The organism is uncultured Maribacter sp. (genome assembly GCF_963974015.1).
GTDB lineage: Bacteria > Bacteroidota > Bacteroidia > Flavobacteriales > Flavobacteriaceae > Maribacter.
This window is the reverse complement of record NZ_CAXBBZ010000001.1, coordinates 587913-610130: the sequence shown is the minus strand read 5'-3', so window position 1 is coordinate 610130 and position 22218 is coordinate 587913. Positions and strand designations below refer to the sequence as shown.

Here is a 22218-nt window from a genome sequence, read left to right as displayed (position 1 = left end):
TGTTAAATTTCACTATCTATAAAAGTGATATCTATACTATTATCGAAACTTATTAGTTGGTCATTGATTTTTTTAATTTCATCAAAAGAATCAACATTCACTAAAAAATTAAAGTTAATAAGCCCTTCAGAATATTTGAGTCTCTTTAAGTTAACTTGATTGCAATGAGTAGTTACAATTTCACTGATTTCATCTCCAATTTTAGACTTATCTCCTTCAGCAACTCTTAATGAAATTAAAAGGTTTTGAGAAAGATTATTTGATTTTTTAAGGTTTAATAGAATTATTACCATCACTAAAACAACAAACCCTATTATTGTAGGGTATAATTGGTTAGCCCCAAGGCCTAAACCTATGGAAATAGCCATAAAAAAATAACCAAGTTCTTCAGGTTCTTTAATTGCTGTTCTAAATCTAATAATCGACAAGGCTCCTACAAGACCTAAAGATAATGCCAAGGAGGATTTAACTATTGAAATTATAATGAACGTAGTTATACCCACCAAAATTAAAACTCTAGACAGTTGAAATCTATTTGAAATAGATTTACCATATTTTACATATACTACAGACAATAAATATAGTAGAATTGCACATATAATGATGTTAGTTACATACCCAAGTATAGAAAAAGATTCATCAAAGCTCTGAGAAAGCAGATTTGTTAGATCATTCATAGTAAATTGTAATGTTTATGGTTTTTTTTAGTTTATTATTTAAAAGTAATACAAATTTAACCTAAATACAGAATATGAATCTAGGTTTTAAAATATCTTTAGCCTCCTAAAAATTATTTAATCAATAATTTTAGAAATCTTCTGGCGATACTTTTTTCCAATGCTGCAGGGCGTTCTCGAAATCATATTTAAATTCAAAATCTTTATCGATCAAGTACCTTGGTTCAATGTTAGTTGGGAATCCAGCTTTTCTAACCCTGACAGGATGTATATCTGTAGTTTTTCCTATTAATTTTAAAAGTCCTCTTAAAACAATAGCCACTACTGCCAGTATTTTAACAGGTATTTTCATGACTGGTTTATTATAGTTGAATTCTTTTTTTACTATTTCTGTCATCTCTGCCAAAGGTACAAGAGGGTTTTCTGCATAATTATAAACAATTAATCTTTCTTTACGATTAATAGTAAATAACATGCTATCAATTAAACCATGTATATACCCATATGCCTTTATAACCTTACCTCCATCCGGCAACACAAATGTTCCTTTTTTCAACGCTTTTATCATTCGATAAACATTGCCTGGGTCCTTAGGCCCAAAAACAACACTTGGCCTGACAATAATTAATCTACGCGAAGAGTCTTCCGCTAACCATATATTATGAATTTTCTCTGCTAAAGCTTTAGATATTCCATAACCAGTATACGGATATAGTATGGACTGTTCTGTTCTCTTTTCTAGTGATTTACCATAAGGTGCAATACTGCTTGTGAAATAAATATGTTTTATTCCAGTCCTACGAGCAAATTCTGTGACATTATTAGCGCCTGGAATGTTAGTGTCAAAATATTCTTGGAATTCATGTCCTGGCTCTCTATGAACCGCAGCAAAATTAAAAATCCAAGTATTATTCAAATCCATCGAAGGCAAATCAATACTTATGGTTTTTCTTACGTCTAGGTTTTTAAAACTGACCTTTTGCTCATCTTTAAATTCATTCAATTCACGTATGTCACAAATAATATATTCATCAAAAATATTTGCATTTAAAAATTCCGCTACCATGTTACGGCCAATATATCCGGCACCACCAAAAACAATTGCTATACTTTTCATTTAATATCTTTAAACTGAGCTAATATTTTGTTATTGATTTCACTCCTTTCGCTATCAAAAAACCAACCCCATTTGTTAAAATACTTTATCATTGAGGTTATATGATAATATAATAGTTTACCACTCTTATAAGACCCCTTGCCATGTTTATGCGTTATGGTAGCTTTAGGATAATAAATGGTCTTAAACTCCCCGTGGATTCTTCTTGTTAAGTCAATGTCTTCAGGATACATGAAAAAACGCTCGTCAAAACCATTTATTTTTTGAAAAACATTAGCGGATATAAACATAAAGCAACCCATAACATACGGTACCTCTATTATTTTGTCGAAAGAAAAGAATCGAAATTCGTATCTATTATCCAATATACTTTGCAGCCATTTAATTGGCACAAACCTTCTAACTATAAGGTTGGCTGGAGTAGGTAATAATTTTGCCGAATACTGAATGGAAGCATCTGGATTAAATATTTTGGGTGCTAAAAGACCAACATTATTATTTTTCGACATATACCCGTAAATTTCTTCAAGTATTTTTCCTTCAAAATTTACATCTGCATTTAAAACCAAGTGATATTCAGTTTGCTCTTTAACCTTATTGATTGCAACGTTATGCCCTGAACCAAACCCCAAATTCTTTCCTGTAAAAATATATTCTACATTAGGTAAACCTTGAAATTCAGTTTTTAAATCATCTGTTGGGGAATTATCCACCAAGAAAACTTTATACTTTAAAGAAATCTCCGATAGTATTCTAAGAATGTTATTTACTTCATCTATGTCGGTCTGGTAGAGAACTATAGATACGGTTAGGTTATATTTTTGCACGACTTAAGATGATTTGTTTATAAATAGGTTTTTTACAAAAATAGAATTAAACAGCGCATAAAAAACAGCGCCGTGCATTCTAATTAATATATTTTCAAATAACATAGATACAGCAATTAAAATCAAAAAACCTAAATAAAGTTTATTCTCTGAATTATAGGCTAACTTAAATTGGTAGAACCAAACCACCAAAAACATAATTAGTCCAATAGTACCTGTAGCTAATAAAATATTGAAATAACTACTATGGGTATTGTAGTTACTTTCTTCATAAACCTTAGTGTGGAACTGTTGATAACAACTATCTAATTCATTTTGTACATCACCTATTCCTACTCCAATAAATTTATTATTATTGAAAATCTGTAAAACACAAGTATATATACCAACCCTGATATTGGTTGAAGTATGAGCGTTGCCGACAGGGGGGCGAAACTCTTGTGCCGAAAATTCATCAATAAATCTTGACTTTAAAAAAGACATTTGAGTTACAGATACACCTATAACAGTAAAAACAAGAGCTAAAAACAATAGCTTCTTGCTACTAGATTTAAAAAGAGAAAGTAATACAATTATAAAGGCGACAAAAAAGCCTAATAGTGGGCCTCTAGAAGAAAATAATAAAGCGGTAAAAACAAGAATAAGAACTAATAATACCCTAATGATTATAGTGTATAATTTTTCCTGTTTAAACACGTCCTGTGTTAGAAATAACGCACTAAAACATATCCATATCGAATAGTAGCTAGGATGCAGCTGAACATATTTTAAACTATACAATACCTCACGAAATGGATTGTTCCAGAACTTTATATCATTGTTTAACAAAGCGGTGAATGCTCCACTAGAAATTAACTCTGTATAGATATATGCTGTTAAAAGAAGACAGGTTGCAGTAAATACCCACAATAATATGTTTAGCCTTTTTTGGTCAATTTTTATATTAAGAAAAAAAATAATCAAAGGAAAAACCATAAGGCTTAAAACCTGTTGCAATTTATTTAGCCCAAAATCAAAATTATAACTGTATGCTAATGAAATAAGCAGTAGAAAAAATAAAATAGAATTTAAAAAGAAGTGTTTAACAAAAAAACTATTTAATTTTTCTTTTTGGGTAAAAAAAATGATGATGCTTATCAAGCTAAACAGAATAATAACAATAGAAATTACATTAAACTTAAGAATAGGAAAAATGCATACCGTAGCCAGTAAAATAAATCTCAAATCTAATCTGGATACAGCCTTAATCATTCTCAAGTAAGTAATCGTACAGTTCTTTCCACCCTTCAACAAAAGGTTGGTCTACCTTTATTTTTTCAACTTTCTTAACTTCTAATTCATTTTTAACCAGTAACCTGAATATTTGGGCAAGGTCCTCTGCTTTTTCAGGGTTGAAAAAATAACCATAATCATAAGTTCCCAAAGTCTCTCTAGCATATGGTAGGTCAGAAAGAATAATGGGCTTTCCAAAAATCTTGAACTCGGTTATAGGAAGCCCCCAACTCTCTAACTTTGAAGGGAAAATTAGCGCATCAACGTTTCTATAATATTCAAAAACCTTTTCCCTTGTTTGAAGACCAATAAAATGAATATTAGGGAATTTACCGTATTTCTTGAAAATATAAGAAGCATACGCATTTTGATTTTTATCCATTGTTAGAAATATTTCAAGTTTTTCCTGTTCCTTGTGCAACAGTTGCTTGTATGCTTCGCAGATAACTTCAAAGTTTTTGAAAGACCTAGGGTAGCTAGGATAAAAGATTTTTTTAACGTTTGTTTCTGATAGTTTTGAACCTATATTGTTAACGTCTATATTAATATCAGGATAGGCAACTATTACATTTTTAAGTTTGAATTTTTCGATAAGTTTTTTTCGAAACCAATCTTGCTGTACTATAACACCTTTGTTCTTTTTAATATTAATACTATATAAAAAGGAATAAAAATAACTAAATAGAGATGCTCTAGATCCAAAAATCCAATCTTTCCAAGTAGGTGAGTAATAGGGTGTAGCATTGTGACAATACACATAAAGGTTATCACATTCAACATTTGGGGTCATGTCATGCATAGATATCCAAAGATCTGCCTTTAACCTTTTGGAAAGTTTTTTAAAGTAAAAATATTCATAGTAAATTCTTAAAAACCAACTCTTCTTGGATTTTGGAAATTCTAAATATTTCACATTTTTATAATCGTATAACTTCTTATTGTTGACTAAAGCAATGATTTGAGTGTTATCATCTTTATTCTCAGAAAACACAGTCATCAAATCCTTCATTACTGACAAAGGACCGGCTTGATTGATATTTATTCCTGAAATGACTATTATTTTCTTTCTCATTTAGTTGCTTTTATAGCTTTTGCTTGTTTGAATGAAATCAAATAAATAAGTATTAATAGAATAAAACCTAGCATTGTGTAATGGCCTTGTCTTATTAAGCGCAAGAAAATCAATACAAAAACACCATTGTTAATTATCCATAGGGACTGTTCTGAATCTGTTTTTATTGTAGAACTATATTTTAGTTTTCGACTTAAAACAAAATATAAATAAAATAGCAAACCGAACAAACCCATTTCTACCAGAATCCTAAAGAACAAACTATTTGCGTCTTGTCTATTTAACTTATGAAATTTCCTCCATGTAATATCAGGAATCACTTTATTCAAATACGTATCGTAATTAAGTTCGTATGTACCTATTCCAGTTCCGAAAACAGGGTTTTTATTAAACGCCATTTTTGTGATTTCATAATTGCTGTATAATGCATAGGTACTTAAATTGGTCTTAACAATATCATCAGCAGTTACATTCTCATTTAAAAACAATGCAATAGTATGATCAACACGCAATTTAACAGGAGGTATACGGTAAATCAAAATAGAACCTAAAATAAAACAAAATGCAACTACAAAAAGTATAACAGGTCTTTTTAAGATAGGGAATTTAGAAAACCCTATTATAGAAATACTTAATAAAAAGCCTAAAAAGCCTATAGATGATTGGGTCATCAAGGAGATTATTATAATAAACAAAGCTTTTTCTTTAGAAATCAAATTTCCAATTCTAAAGAGCTTACATAAACTAACAAAAACTATTGGAGCGAATGCGTATGCCATAAAAGAAGGTTCGTAAAACCAGGAATGAAACCTACCTCTGGGCGCATTCAGCACAATGCCCCCAGTATCAAAACCTAAGTAAGAAAAATCGATTAGAAAATTTAGATTAAAGACAACGCCAATTATTTGAACTACAACCATTACTGAAGCAAAAAAAATGATATCAATATAATCTTTGAAAATCTTTTTTAGGTCGAAATCATAGGAGTTTATAAAAAGGTAACTAAACACTAATGTTATGGATATTAACGCCAATTGTTTTGTGATGAGAAAACGAGAGATTCCTACATAAAAATTTAACCCAAAAAATAAAACAACCCCTATCGTAAAAAAAACTAGATTCTTTATTGATAAATTAATTTTACTATGAGTCAACATATAGTAAAATACGTACCCAATCATTACTAAATAATTTAATTTAAAATCAAACCCTAAATTTATTGGTAAGAATATATTATCCAAAAAGATAAAAAGTAATACAAATTTATTTACGAGTGATTTCATTAATATTTAGAGTAGTAAATTCAGCTTAAAGCATCAAAAAGAAACTTAGCTGAGCTTTTTCGTTGCTCTTCAAGTTTTCTTTTTACATCGACAAAATTGATGTCGTTAAAATGTTTGTTAACATCAAAATCATTAACGTTATATAAAAATCGGTTTTCTAAGCCAAGTCCACCCATCAACGTGAGCTGCCTTCTGTTTAAGTCGCGCATGGTTTCTCTGCCAAGTACCGTGAAATTTCTGTTGAAAACAATTGAAAATGCAGTGCCGTGGAAAGAGTTGGTGCATACATAGGTTGCCTTGGCGAATAGGCCTAGCCATTGACAGGGGTGAATGTTGGTATAATCTACTGAGTCAATTCCAGTATCATAATGTCCAAGATTTATTGCTTTTATCCCAAGATGTTCGTATATGCGTCTTATGTAATCTCTAAAACTATCGCTGTTCTCAGTAGTGTATATGACCATATAGTCTTCTATGGGCACAAGTTCATAATCCAAAACCTCAGTGTAATCTTCAAGCAAAAGTGTTGGGTCCAAAACAAGAAATGGGTCAACTGCATTGTCAGTAATGTCTAAAACCTCTTGTTTAGCAAAATCTTCCCTAACCGATATTGAACTATAAGATCGTAGTTTTTTAGCAATTTCTGTTTTATTTGCCCTATTGAACTTTGTATGGCCAATGCTTGCAGCATATGCTATCTTTCTACCACTATCAGGAACAAAATCCAAAAAATATCCTGGGTCTATAGTACCGTTTGTTATGTTTGCGTTCCAAACTTGATCACTACCGCAAATAAAGGCATCTTTAGACCCCTCATAGTGTCTTGTTAACTTTTTAGCAGATAAGAAAACTTCTTTTGTAAGTTTGAAATGCTTTTTTCTAAAATCAAGAAAATTTCTGTTCATCTTATATTTTCTATAAGATTTTCCAAAGCCCTTAGCAGGTCTATAAGTTCTTGATAGAAAATAAAATGGTCTATAATCAATTAGCTTAGCTTCATGTCCATTTTTATTTAAAAATTCACATAATGCGTAGCCTTGAAAAACTGCACCGTAGTTTAATACGTGGTGGAAATTTATAACGTTTGCCCTCATTTCTTATATAATTACTACTTCTTTCTCCAAAACTACATCATACTTTAAAAACACCGCCTCTTCTATGTTTTTAGCTAAAGTAAGGATGTCATTACTAGTTGCGCTACCATAGTTGACAATGGTAAGTGGAAGATGCTTTAACGAACCTGCAGCTCCATGCGTTTTACCACTCCAGCCACAACCATCAATTAACCAAGCTGCAGAGACTTTCATCTTATCATCAAGGTATGGAAACAATATTACGTCTGGATATTCCTTCTTCAAACTATTTGCCTTTTCTAAAGAAATAATAGGGTTCTTGAAAAAGCTACCTACGTTCCCTAGTTTATTAATATCAGGCAACTTCGAGGTTCTTGTCTTAATAACTATCCTTCTTTTTAAAGCTAAAGGTAACAACCCAGAATCTTCCAATAGATTTTTTAAAAATCTATAATCAAAAAATGCTTTTTTACCACCCTTCCTCTTTAAAATTATACTACTAAAGAGATGACCTAAGAAATCGTTCCAGAAGTGAAATTGTCTTTTTATGAAATTTCCTTCATAGGTACTCATTTTAACTTGAAACTTAGAAATCTTAGATAAGCGATAAACAATTGAAGTTATTAAAATACGGTCTTTAAAATCAGCCGATTTAAAAATTGAATTTCTATATTCAAAATTACACTCGCTATTCGTGAGTTCTATCTCTTTTTTTTCAATTAAATCATATACCTTAACGGTAACAATTAAATCTTTTGCCTCAGTACCATAAGCACCTGCATTTTGAACAGCAGTAGCTCCAATATTACCGGGAATAAGTGACATGTTTTCCGCACCATAATATTTATTTTTAACACAAAATCGAACAAATTCATCCCAATTCAGTCCAGATCCTGCCTCAAGAAAAATTTCTGTTGCAGTTTCTTTGACCGTTTTTATATATTTTATCTTAGAATGAATTATGATACCATCATAATTTTTAGAAAATAGTACATTACTCCCCCCACCCAAAATAAATATGTTATCTAGAGACCCATAATATGATGTCATAAAATCATCCAATTCAGTCACAGTAGAGAACGAGAAAAGTTCCTTGGCGTTTGCCTCTAATCCAAAAGTATTATAGGGTTTTAGGGAAATATTAGATTTAAGCATTTAATCCTTTTTTTCTGTTCTTTAAATCTGTAAAGATATTCAATAAACCATGTGTTATGCTCCTAGTTTGTACAAAAAAAATATATCTGTATCTAAGGATGAAAAAATGAGCAATGTAAGAGGAAACCACGTAAGCAAGCAAAGAGGCCCAAACCGCTCCAATAATTCCATATTTTGGTATCCATATAATATTTAATACAATATTAATCAAGCCTCCTGCTATGCTTTTAAAATATGCCTTTTGATGCGTATTGTCAATAATCATGATTTGTGCTGCCACAGAGCCCATTGCTATCAAAACACCTTGCCATGAAAATATTTGCATTACCATTATTGCCTCCAAATACTTATCACCGTAGACGGTTTTTATAATAAAATTAGATAGAGGTGTAACTATTAAACATAATAAAAAACTTCCCCAAAAAATATAATCCGAGAAAAGTTGAGTGTTTCTCAAATATGCCTCTTTGCCTATTTTCTCCCTTGTTGCTATTAAGTATGGGCTTATTACTTCAGATAAGACTACAGGTGCGAATACAATTAAACTAATTAGTGAAACTGCAGCTGTGTATTGACCTACAGAATATTCATCTAAAAATTGTTTGATCATTATTTTGTCAAACTGCTGAAAAATTACAAGGGCTAAACTTGAAAGTACTAATGGAGAGGAGTTTTTTATCAAGTCTATACTAACTTGTTTGTCAAATCGCCATTTTTTTAACCTTTTGAATTCAAGTTGATAAAACACAACTAATAAAGTTGATATCATTAAAACATCAAATACTCTAAGAACAATGAAAGCGATTATACCTTGACCCATTATACCCAATAATAGCCCTAAACTCATCACTATCAAACCTACCAATATTTCAACTCGGAAAATAATATCATTTTTATACTTGGCGATGAAAAAGGCCCTTAAAAATCTTAGGGTTTGAAAAAAGTAAGATATCCCATAAATTAAAATTAGATATTTAAGGTTTTCATTTGTTTCAACCAAATTGACTAAAATAACTAGAGTTATGTAACCTAATAGAGAAAAGAAAAAGCAACTGTAAAAAGCAGATCCTAGGATTTTTTCTGTATTAATCTTACTTTCAGAAATTTCCCTTATAATTATATTATGAAATCTAAACTCTGCAAGAACAGAAAATAAGGTTACAAAACTTATACAATAACTAAAAGACCCAAAATCTTTAGGTCCCAGGTATCTTGCAACTATAATTCCAATGACCACTAATTTCACACCAGATAAAAGCTTAGAAATTATTGCCCAAAAGGCATTAAAAAATTTATGGTTTTTTAAAATAAAATTGTTAACCTTATTTTTGATCATAAATGACATAAAACTAATTTTCACTAAATAAGGCAACTGTAATCTTAGTTAAATCACCGCTTAAAATAAAGGGGTCATAAACCCCATTAATCAATTTTCTAAGGTATCCGTTTGATTCAGGGTTAATTTCCAAATATTGGTTTTTACGAAAGTTAGTTTTAATTTCTTCAAATTTAAACACTCTGGAATTACCACCAGTAGTCAAGACAATTTCTTCAAGTTGTATAGGTGTTTCGTGCCTTTTTGACCCTAAATCGATTCTTAATTTCATAGGGTAAATTCTATCTGGAAGTCTAAACACTATTTTTTGAATTACGCTATCACCTTTTACATAAAGACTTACCTTATCTTGGTTGTTATAAGGGGTCTGTACACTCTCAGAATAATAAACTTCAAGAATATCATCTTCTGCTAGTTTAGTCTTGAGACTCACTGTCAAAAAATCAGCTATTTTACTTTTTTCTTCTTTTGCTTTTATTCTACCAGTATTATGGCAATTCAGAAATAGTAATGTTACGACAAGAAATATTACCGGCCTCATAAAGAATTTAAACATTTTTGCAGACTTTCACGCCAATGAGGGATTTGAATACCGAATTCTTTTTTAAATTTCGATTTGTCCATAATACTATTTCTAGGTCTTGCCGCAGGTGTGGGGTATGCTTCCGTTTTAATTGGTTTCAAAACTGTAGAAATATCTTTAAATTCAAATATAGCGTGGGCAAAATCATACCAGCTAGCAACACCTTCGTTACTATAATGATATAATCCAAATGCAGATGAATTTACACATATTATAGTCATAATAGCTTTTGCTAAATCTCCAGCGTACGTAGGAGTGCCTAATTGATCAATTACAACACCCAAATTTTCTCTTTCCGAACCTAGCCTAAGCATTGTTTTTAAAAAATTATTACCATGTTCAGAATACAACCAAGATGTTCTAATGATAAAATACTCTTTTAACGAATCAGCTATAACCAACTCCCCATTAAGTTTGGTCAACCCATAAATACTTAAGGGGTTTACCTTGTCTTCCTCGTTATAAGGTTTTGTATTTACGCCATCGAAAACAAAATCAGTGGAAATGTGTATTAAAACAGCATCATTCGATTTACAGGCTATCGCAAGATTCCTTGCTCCAAGGACATTTATCCTTTCAGCCATTTCTTTATTTGACTCTGCTTTATCGACTGCTGTATATGCAGCACAATTAATGCAATATGAAACGTTATTTTTTTCAAAAAAGGTTTTTACAGATTTTATATCGGTAATATCTAATTGATCAATATCTACATAAATAAAGTTCAGATTGTCTAAGTTTCCAGATACATCTTTAATACAGCTAGCCAATTGACCCTTACCGCCAGTTACAAGAATGTTTTTCATAATCTTGCTTCGTTTAAGGTTGGCAAAACCAAATCTTTATCAGAAACCTCTATTTCTTCTGGAGTTAACTTCCAGTCTATTTGTAATACTAAGTCATTATAAATAATACCACCTTCAGACTCCTTATTGTAGTAATTATCACATTTATAAAAAAACTCCGCCGTATCAGATAATACTGAAAAACCATGACCAAAACCTCTTGGAATAAAAAGTTGCTTTTTATTCTTACCACTTAATTCTATGGCAACATGCTCTCCGAAAGTAGGTGAAGATTTTCTTAAATCTACCGCAACATCAAGCACCTTTCCGCTCAGAACCCTTACTAATTTTGATTGGGCATGTTTTCCTAACTGATAATGAATAGCGCGTATAATACCATAATTAGAAAATGATTGGTTATCCTGTACAAATTCAATTTCCTTTCCTATTGCCCCATTAAATTTTTTACTATTAAATGATTCAAAAAAGTACCCTCTTTCGTCTGAAAATATGGTGGGTTCTAAAACAAAACATCCTTTAAGTTTGGTTTCGGTAAATTTCATTTATCCTTGTTTAATATGCCTAATAAATTCTTTCCGTAACCACTTTTCATAAGTGGCGCCGCCAATTCTATAAATTGTTCTTTATTGATATAACCCATTTCATATGCAGCACCTTCAATAGCCCCTATTTTTAGCCCTTGTCTTTCCTCAATAACCTCAACGAATTGAGATGCCTGCATTAACGATTGAAAAGTTCCAGTATCAAGCCAAGCAGTTCCCCTATCTAAAATACTTACACTTAATTTGCCACGTTTTAAATATTCTTTATTGACATCGGTAATCTCAAGCTCTCCTCTTGGGCTTGGGAGAATATTTGCCGCAATATCGACAACATCATTATCATAAAAATATATTCCAGGAACAGCAAAATTGGATTTGGGATTTAATGGCTTTTCTTCAATGCTTATCGCTATTCCTGTATCATCAAATTCAACCACACCATAACGTTCTGGATCATGTACTCGGTAGGCATATATTATTCCCCCATCCGGGTCGCTGTTGCTTTGCAACAATTTTGCAAGACCAGAACCATAAAAAATATTATCTCCAAGTATTAAGGCAACTTTATCGTCCCCTATAAAATCTGCACCAATAATAAAGGCCTCTGCCAGACCCTTAGGTGATTCTTGGACCGCATAAGAGAAAGAACAACCGTATTTTTTACCATTACCCAATAACTCCTTAAAAAGCGGTAAATCCTTAGAGGTGGATATAATTAGAATTTCTCGAATACCTGCATACATCAAGGTAGACAAGGGGTAATATATCATTGGTTTATCATAAATGGGCATCAATTGTTTACTCACGGAAAGTGTTAATGGATGCAGTCTTGTTCCCGATCCGCCAGCTAAGATTATTCCTTTCATATTTTTGGTTTGCAGTAATTTAAGAATACATTTTTTTATAATATTCTTTATAATCGCCCGAAGTAACATGGTTTAGCCATTCTGAATTTGATAAATACCAATCTACCGTCCTTTCCAGTCCTTCCTCAAAAGTAACGGATGGTTTCCAGCCTAATTCCTTGTTTATTTTAGAAGCATCTATAGCATATCTTAAATCATGTCCTGGTCTATCCTTTACATAGGCAATCAACTTCTCGGATTCTCCTTCTCTTCGGTTTAATTTTTTATCCATGACTTTACAGAGCAGTTTAACCAAATCTATATTTTGCCATTCATTAAAACCCCCAATATTATAAGTTTCATGATTTTTCCCTTTATGAAATACCAAATCAATAGCCATAGCATGATCTTCTACAAAAAGCCAGTCCCTTGTATATTTACCATCTCCATATACCGGCAATGACTTTCTTTCAATAATATTATTTATGAATAGCGGAATCAATTTTTCAGGAAAATGATATGGTCCATAGTTATTTGAGCAATTGCTGATTCCAAATGGAAGGCCATAGGTTTCACCATATGCCCTAACAAAGTGGTCAGAACTTGCTTTTGATGCAGAATACGGTGAATTTGGATTATATAAAGAGGTTTCGGTAAATAAACCTTCTTTACCTAAAGAACCATAGACCTCATCGGTACTAACATGGTAAAAACGTTTTTTAACATATGAGTTAGACCATAACTTTTTTGCAGCATTTAACAAGTTTACGGTTCCAATAACATTCGTTCTCACAAATGCTAAAGGGTCTTCAATTGATCGGTCTACATGTGACTCTGCTGCCAAATGAATTACACCATCAAAATCAATTTTAACGAATAGGTCATTAATAAATGGTTCATCAACAATGTCACCTTTTATAAAATGATAATTAGGAAAGTCTTCAATATCCTTTAAGTTTTCAAGGTTCCCGGCATAGGTTAGAGCATCTAAATTATATATATGATAATTTGGATAATTTTGCACAAATCTTCTTACCACGTGAGAACCAATAAAACCTGCGCCCCCTGTAATCAATAAATTCATATTCAATATTTAAAGTGAAGCTGATTTTCTGTTAAGATACCCTAAGAAAGAAACTAAAAAGAAACTTCCTAAAAAAATAAGTGGCAACAAAATAATCTTCTTTCCAAAAAATAATTTATGTATCTCTTGAGATTTTCCAAAATTTATTATTTTAATCGGTTGCGAACGTTCTTCTAATTCTAGTTTTTTTAATTCTATATCCCTAATCAAATCATTTTTTAGACTAAACAACCCAGTAATATTGACTGTTTCTTGATTATCTAGCAAAATTCTATCACTACCCAACTGTGACTCATCCTTTACCATTTTAGCCGCGTAATTGGTAATGATTTCATCAACTTGTTCTAATAAAACTTTATTTTGTTCGATACGACTATTGGCATTACTTCGGTAAATTTCTATTAGCCCATCAAAATATTGATTCTTGTTAATGTACGCCATTACTTTATTAGCAAAGTTCTTTCCTGATTCCGCATTTTTATAAAAAAATATAATCCTGTGATTGAAAGAACTCTTATTTTGAAGTTCTGCTCGTATGATATCCGATATAGCTTCTATATTATCGAAACTTTGTAATAATTCTAAATATTTAATATCGCTTTCGGAGCTAATCTCTTCTTCAACACGCCCAATTGTTATTTCCAGTCCATTGAAATCCACTTTATCTAAACCTATAGATTTAAAAAATAATGTGTCTTCAGCTTGAATATTTGATTCAATTTCTTCAACGACATCATATAAATAATTTTTACTCTCCATTTGAGGCTTAACAATAACAACTGTTTTAAGTTTTTTGGAAATTATCTTACTTAATCCATAACCAATTGCAAGGCCAAGTATAAGAAGGCTAATTAGAATTAGAATATTCTTCTTAAGATATAGAAACACTCTTAAAAAGAACAGAAAAACAGCATTAAAACCTCTTCCTATCAATTGAAACAATTGTCCCAAATCTATTTCATCGGAACTGTTTTGCGTTTTTGGTGATTGATTTTCAGCCATTCTATGAATTAAATATTTGTTTTAAAATTTTATCGGTAATTAGATACGTGGGCTTAACTCCTGTTGTACCCAATCCTCCAGAGGCTAATGTACTGCCTGTTTCCAAAGGATTATCTGATGCGTAATATGCGTATCTAACCTTGACATCTTCACTAATACTCTTTCTTATTTTCGATGCTGATTGTATCGCTTTCTGATAGTGCACGCCTTCCATCTCCAGTCCTATAACATTCCAAGTTGACTTATGAAAGAACTTTAAAATATCCTTGTTTTGTAGCGATGTGCCTAAAACAGTTACCATAGTCCCTTCAAAAACTTTAAGTCCATATCCTTCAAAATCCTTGGCACATAACTCATTCCTAAAAGGATAATTATCAGCAGTTCCCTCAAAAATATGTGCCGATGGAATCATCAAATCACCTTTTCCGCCTTCAAGTATACCTGCTTTACCCATTATTGAAACTGAATCTACATTAATTAAAGAACCATTGTTCTTTTTTGTGATATATGGTTTTAACAACTCGTCAATTGTTTCATAAGCCTGCTCACCAAATGCGTAGTCCATTACAAATATAACAGGTTTTTTATCAATCTCTTCGATTGAAAATTCGTACGAACAGTTATCAACTTTTATCTTCGCCGTATCAAAAATTTGAACATCGATATTGGTACCCGAGGTATCATCGATTGAAATCATCCCATTGATTTCTGCCAACTCAGTTACTTTCTTCCTTAATTCAGCATTACCAGGACTACTTAGTGCCTCAAATATATCTAATGAGTCTGCGTCTGAAAATTCGCTAGTTAAAGCCGCCTTTGCAAAAAGTGAATTCATAACACTATGCATATTTGCGGATATAATATGAATAGGTCTATGTTGTAAATTATGTTTTACTAAAACACTTTTAATATTATTTGCCCAAATTTCACCATGAATATGATGCCCCAATCGCTCTCTCAATAAAGCACTAAATGTAATAGCTCTTTTTTCACCAGAAATTTCTTCTTCTAGCGCTAGCTTTCCAAGCCAGTAAATTACTTTTAAAAATCTCTCTGGGTTTGTTTTAGTACTGAACTTTTTATAAACCTCTAATATTTCCTCAAAAGACCTTCCTAAAATATTGGCCGTATGAATTAGAGCTATTTCACGTTCTTCTTGAGTTAATTCTTCTTTATTAACAGCATTTTCAAGCTTTGTCCAATCTCTTATTGTTTTTTCTGTTTCAGGTATTAAAACTCGATTACAGATTTTTTCTGATTCAATAAACAAAAAGGTTAAGTGGGTCAAAATATCATAGATGTCAGAACGACCTCTAGTAATTTCAATATTCATCTGCTCATCATCGATACGATAACAATTTCTTCTTCTCTTTGGCGGGATAATAGGATTGATATGGGAAGCACCATAACCTTCATCAGATGTTAAATTAATAAAAGTACATTGCTCAATGCCTTCGGGCAACCGTTCAAGAACATAGATAAGGCCATTTAATTCGGCTTTTTCTTCAGCGACCGATCCATAAATTTCAGGTCTTAATTGTAATAATGCATTTTTTAAAGCTTCACCAGAGACTCCATTCGGCTTATAAAAGCCCCTATTAAAAAGATGCCGCATAGTAATATACATACGTTCAATAGCATTTGTGGATTCTTGAGCTCTAGTTGTAGTGATTGCTTTTCCCATGGAAGATTTCAAACAAAATTACAATTTAATATTTGTTAATAAAAAGCTAGATTTTAGTTGTGCTAAACTTCGCCAAACCATCAGCCACTTTTCGGTCATTCGATAATCTTTGAACTTTATTCTGTCCGCCTAGTTTTCCTATAGATTTCATATAAGATAGAAAACCTCCACTTTTAATTGGTGTAATCTTCAAAGTTTGTAGAACCTTACCAACAATAAGATCATAATAATAACTATTCTGCTTTTGCAAAGCCTCATCTAATTGTTGAATAAAGAAATTCATGTCGCTTGGTAGCTTTTCAAACTCAATAAACCACTCATGATATGGCAATTCATTTATTTCTGGCGTAATCTGAGGGGCAACTGTAAATTCGCTTACACTGGCATCTGTTGCGCTAGTTGCCACCAACATAGCTTCTTCAACTTCCTTTGCTATTACGTGTTCACCAAATGCTGAAATAAAATGCTTTATTCTACCCGAAACAACAATTTTAAAGGGATAAACAGAAACAAACCGAACGGTATCTCCTAAATTGTAGGCCCACAGACCAGCATTCGTAGTAATGATCATTAAATAATCTACTCCTATTTCAACATCCTTTAAGGTAAGTCGTTTCGGGTTCTCTTCGAAAAATTCATCTGATTTTACAAACTCATAAAATATACCTGCTTCTAAAAGTAAAAGCATACCATTTTCCTTTTGGGAATTTTGATATGCAAAAAACCCTTCACTTGCAGGAAAAAGTTCAATGCTAGCAACCTTTCTACCTATTAACTTTTCAAACTTCTTTCTATAAGGTTCATAATTGACTCCTCCATATATAAACAGCTCAAAGTTCTTGAACAAATCGCCAATATTCTGATTGGTATTTTCCTTAAGTTTTTCAAAATACATTTGAACCCATGAAGGAATCCCAGCAATAACGGTCATATCCTCACCTTTGGTTTCTTCCACAATAGCGGCTACCTTGGTTTCCCAATCTTCGATACAATTAGTCTCCCAACTAGGCATCCTATTCTTCTGTAAATAATTAGGAACATAATGTGCCGATATACCCGAAAGTCGACCCAACTTAACTCCATTTTTCTCTTCTAAAACGGGGCTACCTTGTAGAAAAATCATTTTGCCAGAAACGAAATCAGCCTTACCCGTTTCATGGATATAGTTTAATATAGCGTTTCTAGATGCCTTAACCTGTTCTTTAATAGAAACCTCGGTAATAGGAATATATTTTGCTCCCGATGTCGTTCCTGATGTTTTTGCAAAGTAAATAGGTTTTCCCGGCCAGAGAATATCGTTCTCGCCCAACACGACTAAGTCTATATATTCCTTTAGTTCCTCATAATCTCTAATAGGTACATTTCGAACAAAATCATCATGAGTTCGAATGGTACTTAAATTATGGTCCTTTCCAAATTTGGTTTGACCAGCACTTTCTATTAGGCTTTCGAAAACCTTTTGCTGCGTTTCTATAGGTTTGTTTACCCACTTGCTGGTCCTTTTAGCAATTCGATGAGCAAATATTTTAGCAGCTATAGTCTTTAAAGACATTTAATTTTTAATTAAAATCAATATAATTAACAGGGTCTATGGGTGTTCCATTATCCCACAACTCAAAATGCAAATGAGGGCCCGTAGTAAATTCACCTGTATTGCCTACAGATGCAATAACCTCACCGCCCCTTACAATATTTCCTTGAAACTTTGATAATGAGCCATTATGTTTATAAACACTCAACAATCCACCTTCGTGTTCGATAATAATCACGTAACCCGTATCGGCGGTCCATTCGGAAAAAATGACCGTACCATTGGCAACAGCTTTTACCGGACTATCAGTTGGAGCAGTAACATCTACCGCATAATGCTTTTCATTCGGGTTATACCCCATAGATATTGCACCTGATACAGGGGTAAATAAAACCAGATTTTTTTTGTCGATTGTTCGTTCAAATAAATTGTATTTATCCTCAAGTGCAACTTCAGCTCTTAGCAATGAATCTTCCCTTATAGGATTTAAATCTACAGATTCGGGATCTAATTTAAACTGTTGAAAAAGAGAATCTCTATTTACAACTGTATTTTCTATATCTCCCTTTAACACCATTCGAACATTATCCAAATACTTATTGGTATAATTTAAGGTTCTAACCAAAGAGTCTGTCCTATACGTAAGTTCTGTGGCTTCTTTTTTGAGCCGTGTCGAAGAATATCCAGGTATATACTCGCGTAAAGGCGTAAAGGCTATCAATAAAGTAGTTAGCCCTATAAGGGTAATCATAAAAAGAGACCCTGTAACAAAAACATTAAGTCTACTAAGTTTAAAAGATATTTTTTCCTCAAAAGTACTTTCATTCAAAATGACCAAACGGTACTTATGAAGTAACTTTCGTTTTATTTCTTTTCTTTTTTTAACTTTCTTGGCCATCCTAACAAAGATAAACTTAGAATTTAATTAAGACTCTCTTTAAAATAATTAATTCTACAAGACAAGTCTAAAAGTACTATACTTACGTTTTTAATAGATATCTGGTTTACATAATCTCCTAAATTGCCCTTCAAAAAGAATAAAATTCATTAAATTCCATTATTTGTACATTAGGTGATTACCTATTCTTTGTTTATAGTTAAAAAGATTAAGATTATATTAATTGAATAGATTACAAAAAAAAATACCTCATTTTGTAATACCGGACAGGGCCTAATTAGAACGCAAATATTAATCATACCAAAAGGTTTATTAGTTAGGGTTCGTCAAATTGGTTTATAGATTTAGCTTTATTCTAAATAAATGAACACTTGAAGTTAATATTAACAGCAAACTAAGAAGTTTTTAGTATCTTTGAAATCCATTTAAAATTAAAGTCATATGACAATCTTATCTACTTTTTTGGCTATAGGTGCTCCGCAAATAATTCTAGTGGTAGTGGTTGTTCTGCTATTATTCGGAGGAAAAAAGATTCCTGAACTAATGAGAGGTTTAGGTAGTGGAATAAAAGAATTCAAAGATGCCTCTAAAGAGGACGATCAATTAGAAGAAAAGAAAAAGGATTAATTTTTTTTATAAAACTTTATCAAGCCCTGCAATACAGGGCTTTTTTTATGCTCAAAAAATAACTAGTCTTTAACTTAAGCCTAGTTAAAATTACTTTTAGCTCAATACTATTTTGCCCTTTAAATACTTAAATACATGGTTAAAATGTGTTTAAACATATATCAAAGCTACTGATAACAGTCAATACACGACAAAAAACACTTCTTTCACAACAAATACTATATGAAAAAAAGCTTTAAAGCTAAATTCGTAACACATATGGTATTATCAATACAATCTTAACCCCCCTGTACCATATTTAATATTGAAGTTGAGCTATACTAATCAACTTAGAAATATGTCTATGAGAGCTTTAATAAATTTATTTTTTCTAGTATTTGTGCTTTTTGTTCATGCACAAGGTTTTCAATCTGAACTTGTTGACCAAACATCTAACGATTACGACCCAAGTACCTTAATAGAAATTGAGGAAACTGACTCTGAAGCGTTTGAAAGAGTTTCAGCCTCTTATGGTATTGCAAATAAAACGTTTAGCAATATAGACGCAGTTGTAAATGGCTATTATGTAATAGTAGGTATTTTTAGTAAGAGTAAAAATCTCAAATCTCAAATTCGAAAGTTAAATAAAAAAGGCTTTGATTCAGGTTATTTTCAAAACCTCGAAAACGATTTATTCTATCTTTATTTAAATCACTATAAATCGTGGGAGACAGCTTTAGAAGACTGTAGTACAAAATTCCACAATCGTTATGATAAAGAATTCTGGATACTTAAAATAGATAATGATGAACCTGATTCCGAATTAATTCCTTTAGAAGATATTACCTATGATAATTTAGAAAATTCTGAGCAAAGCACTTTGACTTCAAATAAAAATGTTGCCCATAAATCAGTTGAAATAAAATCTAAAAGTAACCTCACACAAAGAGCAGATGAGTACTTTAATAAGATGTGGTACGCAGAGGCTGCAAAACTTTATGAACTTGCCCTAAATAAGAATAATGAAGCCTACACTTATGATGTATTAAAAAAAACAGGTGACGCGCATTATTTTAATACAGATATGGAAAAAGCCTATAAATGGTATAATATCTTGTATGAAAAATATGAATCAGAAATGAGCTCTGATTATATTTTTAAATATGCACATTCACTGAAAGGAATCGGAAATTACAAAAGGTCTAAACGCCTTATGAAATTATACAATAGAAAACTAGCAGGAGAAAAGATAGAAAAGAATAGTGAATTAAATGAAGTTGTATTAGACGGTCTTTTAAGAATGGATGACAGGTTTGATGTTAAAAATATTAATGTTAATTCAAAATATTCCGAATTCTCACCAATGTTCTATAATGGCGACGAAATTGTTTACGCTTCGGCAAAAGATTCCTCTATATTTAATACTAGGCGGTATAAATGGAATAATCAACCTTATTTGGATTTGTATGTAGCCAAGGTAAATGAAGAGTCTCAAGATTTAAAGAATGCTATAAAGTTCTCGAAAGAAATTAACACCAAATACCATGAAGCATCGGTAGCCTTCTCGCCTGATAATGAAACCATGTATTTTACAAGAAATAATTATGGAAAAAAGTTGAAAAGAGATAAAAATGGCATCAACCACCTTAAAATATACCGTTCTAAAAAAATAAATGGAGAATGGACAAAGGCAGATGAAGTATCTTTTAATAGTGATGAATATTCAACCGGTCACCCTGCTTTAAGCAAAGACGGCAAGCAGCTTTATTTTGTTTCAGATATGCCAGGTAGTATAGGTGAAACAGATATTTTCGTGGTAGACGTTTTAGAAGATGGTTCTTTCTCTACACCAAGAAACCTAGGTCCTGAAATCAATACAGAACATAAAGAAATGTTTCCTTTTATAAATGAAAAGAAACTTTACTTTTCTTCAGATGGTCATGTTGGATTAGGGGGTTTAGATGTTTTTGAAGTTGCCTTCGATGATGAAGTTGGCTTTCTAGAAGTAAGAAATGTTGGAAAACCTATAAATAGTAAAAAAGATGATTTTTCATTTATAGTAGATGAGGATACACAAAAAGGATACTTTGCATCTAACCGTGCGGGCGGTAAGGGTGATGATGATATTTACTCGTTTAAAACATTACAAATTGAGGAAATTCCAGTGAATACAAACGCGATTTCCGGCATAGTTACGGAATTGGTAGGTGGTGATATCATGCCAAATGCATTGGTACAACTATTAGATGAGAACAACATCAAACTTAAAGAAATGGAGACGGACGAAAATGGAAGTTTCGTTTTTGAAGATCTAGAATCGGATAAAAGATATGTACTAAAAACTACAAAGGGTTCTTACTTTGATGACACTAGAGATGCAGCAACAAAAAATAACGAAATCGTAAACGTTGATGTTTCAATGAGGAAACTTAATGATATGATTGCAGTTGAAAACGGAATTAGAAAGCTGAAGACAGAGATGATTCACTTTAATTTCGACAAATCATATATTCGAAAAGATGCCTCTTTAGAACTTGATAAATTGGTTGCTCTCATGAACGATTCACCTAACATGATAATTAAAATTGAATCACATACCGATTCACGAGGTGATGCCGTATATAACAAATACCTTTCTGACAAACGTGCCAAATCAACAAGGGAATATATTATAGCACAAGGTATAGACCCTTCGCGAATAGAAAGTGCAATTGGTTATGGCGAAGAAAAATTACTTAATGGTTGTGATGGTTCTGTTCGCTGTACAGAAGAACAGCACTATCTTAACCGTAGGTCAGAATTTATTATCGTAGATATGTAAACTT

Annotated in this window: 20 protein-coding genes; 2 read left to right on the top strand and 18 right to left on the bottom strand. The window is 31.9% G+C overall.

The annotated features are described in order from the left end of the window. Positions 1-2: 2 nt before the first annotated feature. The 18 genes from AACZ41_RS02620 to AACZ41_RS02535 all read right to left on the bottom strand — a co-directional run bounded on the left by AACZ41_RS02620 (position 3) and on the right by AACZ41_RS02535 (position 18787). On the bottom strand, positions 3-677 hold the full coding sequence (locus tag AACZ41_RS02620) for a DUF4956 domain-containing protein (RefSeq protein ID WP_339626215.1): 675 nt from the start codon (positions 675-677) through the stop codon (positions 3-5). Between the two features lie 130 nt (positions 678-807). Further along, positions 808-1794, bottom strand: coding sequence for an NAD(P)-dependent oxidoreductase (locus AACZ41_RS02615; protein WP_339626213.1), 987 nt, complete (start codon positions 1792-1794; stop codon positions 808-810). Beyond that, on the bottom strand, positions 1791-2621 hold the full coding sequence (locus tag AACZ41_RS02610; protein WP_339626211.1) for a glycosyltransferase family 2 protein: 831 nt from the start codon (positions 2619-2621) through the stop codon (positions 1791-1793). Before AACZ41_RS02610 ends, AACZ41_RS02615 begins: the two co-directional genes overlap by 4 nt. Before the next feature lie 3 nt (positions 2622-2624). Continuing rightward, on the bottom strand, positions 2625-3872 hold the full coding sequence (locus AACZ41_RS02605; protein WP_339626209.1) for an O-antigen ligase family protein: 1248 nt from the start codon (positions 3870-3872) through the stop codon (positions 2625-2627). Then, positions 3865-4965 carry a glycosyltransferase gene (locus tag AACZ41_RS02600; protein ID WP_339626207.1) on the bottom strand — a complete coding sequence of 367 codons (1101 nt, stop codon included), beginning with the start codon at positions 4963-4965 and terminating at the stop codon, positions 3865-3867. Before AACZ41_RS02600 ends, AACZ41_RS02605 begins: the two co-directional genes overlap by 8 nt. Next, complete coding sequence (locus AACZ41_RS02595; RefSeq protein WP_339626205.1) at positions 4962-5999, bottom strand: O-antigen ligase family protein; 1038 nt, start codon at positions 5997-5999, stop codon at positions 4962-4964. The genes AACZ41_RS02600 and AACZ41_RS02595 overlap by 4 nt, the downstream gene beginning before the upstream one ends. 269 nt (positions 6000-6268) lie before the next feature. After that, positions 6269-7342, bottom strand: coding sequence for a polysaccharide pyruvyl transferase family protein (locus AACZ41_RS02590; RefSeq protein ID WP_339626203.1), 1074 nt, complete (start codon positions 7340-7342; stop codon positions 6269-6271). A gap of 3 nt (positions 7343-7345) precedes the next feature. Then, positions 7346-8476, bottom strand: a complete 1131-nt coding sequence (murB, locus tag AACZ41_RS02585; RefSeq protein ID WP_339626201.1) for a UDP-N-acetylmuramate dehydrogenase — start codon at positions 8474-8476, stop codon at positions 7346-7348. Beyond that, on the bottom strand, positions 8469-9812 hold the full coding sequence (locus tag AACZ41_RS02580) for a flippase (protein ID WP_339626199.1): 1344 nt from the start codon (positions 9810-9812) through the stop codon (positions 8469-8471). Before AACZ41_RS02580 ends, murB begins: the two co-directional genes overlap by 8 nt. Positions 9813-9825: 13 nt before the next feature. After that, on the bottom strand, positions 9826-10353 hold the full coding sequence (locus AACZ41_RS02575; RefSeq protein WP_339626197.1) for a hypothetical protein: 528 nt from the start codon (positions 10351-10353) through the stop codon (positions 9826-9828). Next, a complete protein-coding gene (gene rfbD, locus AACZ41_RS02570) occupies positions 10350-11201 on the bottom strand; it encodes a dTDP-4-dehydrorhamnose reductase (RefSeq protein ID WP_339626195.1) in 852 nt (283 codons plus the stop codon). The genes AACZ41_RS02575 and rfbD overlap by 4 nt, the downstream gene beginning before the upstream one ends. Then, positions 11198-11743, bottom strand: a complete 546-nt coding sequence (gene rfbC, locus AACZ41_RS02565; RefSeq protein WP_339626193.1) for a dTDP-4-dehydrorhamnose 3,5-epimerase — start codon at positions 11741-11743, stop codon at positions 11198-11200. Before rfbC ends, rfbD begins: the two co-directional genes overlap by 4 nt. Next, on the bottom strand, positions 11740-12609 hold the full coding sequence (gene rfbA, locus AACZ41_RS02560; protein WP_339626191.1) for a glucose-1-phosphate thymidylyltransferase RfbA: 870 nt from the start codon (positions 12607-12609) through the stop codon (positions 11740-11742). The genes rfbC and rfbA overlap by 4 nt, the downstream gene beginning before the upstream one ends. 19 nt (positions 12610-12628) lie before the next feature. After that, a complete protein-coding gene (rfbB, locus tag AACZ41_RS02555; RefSeq protein WP_339626189.1) occupies positions 12629-13672 on the bottom strand; it encodes a dTDP-glucose 4,6-dehydratase in 1044 nt (347 codons plus the stop codon). Between the two features lie 9 nt (positions 13673-13681). Continuing rightward, positions 13682-14674, bottom strand: coding sequence for a hypothetical protein (locus AACZ41_RS02550; protein WP_339626187.1), 993 nt, complete (start codon positions 14672-14674; stop codon positions 13682-13684). Between the two features lies 1 nt (position 14675). Beyond that, a complete protein-coding gene (locus tag AACZ41_RS02545; protein ID WP_339626185.1) occupies positions 14676-16358 on the bottom strand; it encodes a hypothetical protein in 1683 nt (560 codons plus the stop codon). A 46-nt stretch (positions 16359-16404) separates the two neighbouring features. Further along, a complete protein-coding gene (locus AACZ41_RS02540) occupies positions 16405-17910 on the bottom strand; it encodes a GH3 auxin-responsive promoter family protein (RefSeq protein ID WP_339626183.1) in 1506 nt (501 codons plus the stop codon). 7 nt (positions 17911-17917) lie between these two features. Then, positions 17918-18787, bottom strand: coding sequence for a M23 family metallopeptidase (locus AACZ41_RS02535; protein WP_339626181.1), 870 nt, complete (start codon positions 18785-18787; stop codon positions 17918-17920). A 441-nt stretch (positions 18788-19228) separates the two neighbouring features. Between AACZ41_RS02535 and tatA the strand changes: the two genes are divergently transcribed. Next, positions 19229-19414, top strand: coding sequence for a twin-arginine translocase TatA/TatE family subunit (tatA, locus tag AACZ41_RS02530; protein WP_091625105.1), 186 nt, complete (start codon positions 19229-19231; stop codon positions 19412-19414). A 343-nt stretch (positions 19415-19757) separates the two neighbouring features. Next, the gene (locus AACZ41_RS02525) at positions 19758-22214 is read left to right on the top strand and encodes an OmpA family protein (protein ID WP_339626175.1); all 2457 of its coding nucleotides are present in this window, start codon (positions 19758-19760) and stop codon (positions 22212-22214) included. The last annotated feature ends 4 nt before the right edge of the window (positions 22215-22218 follow it).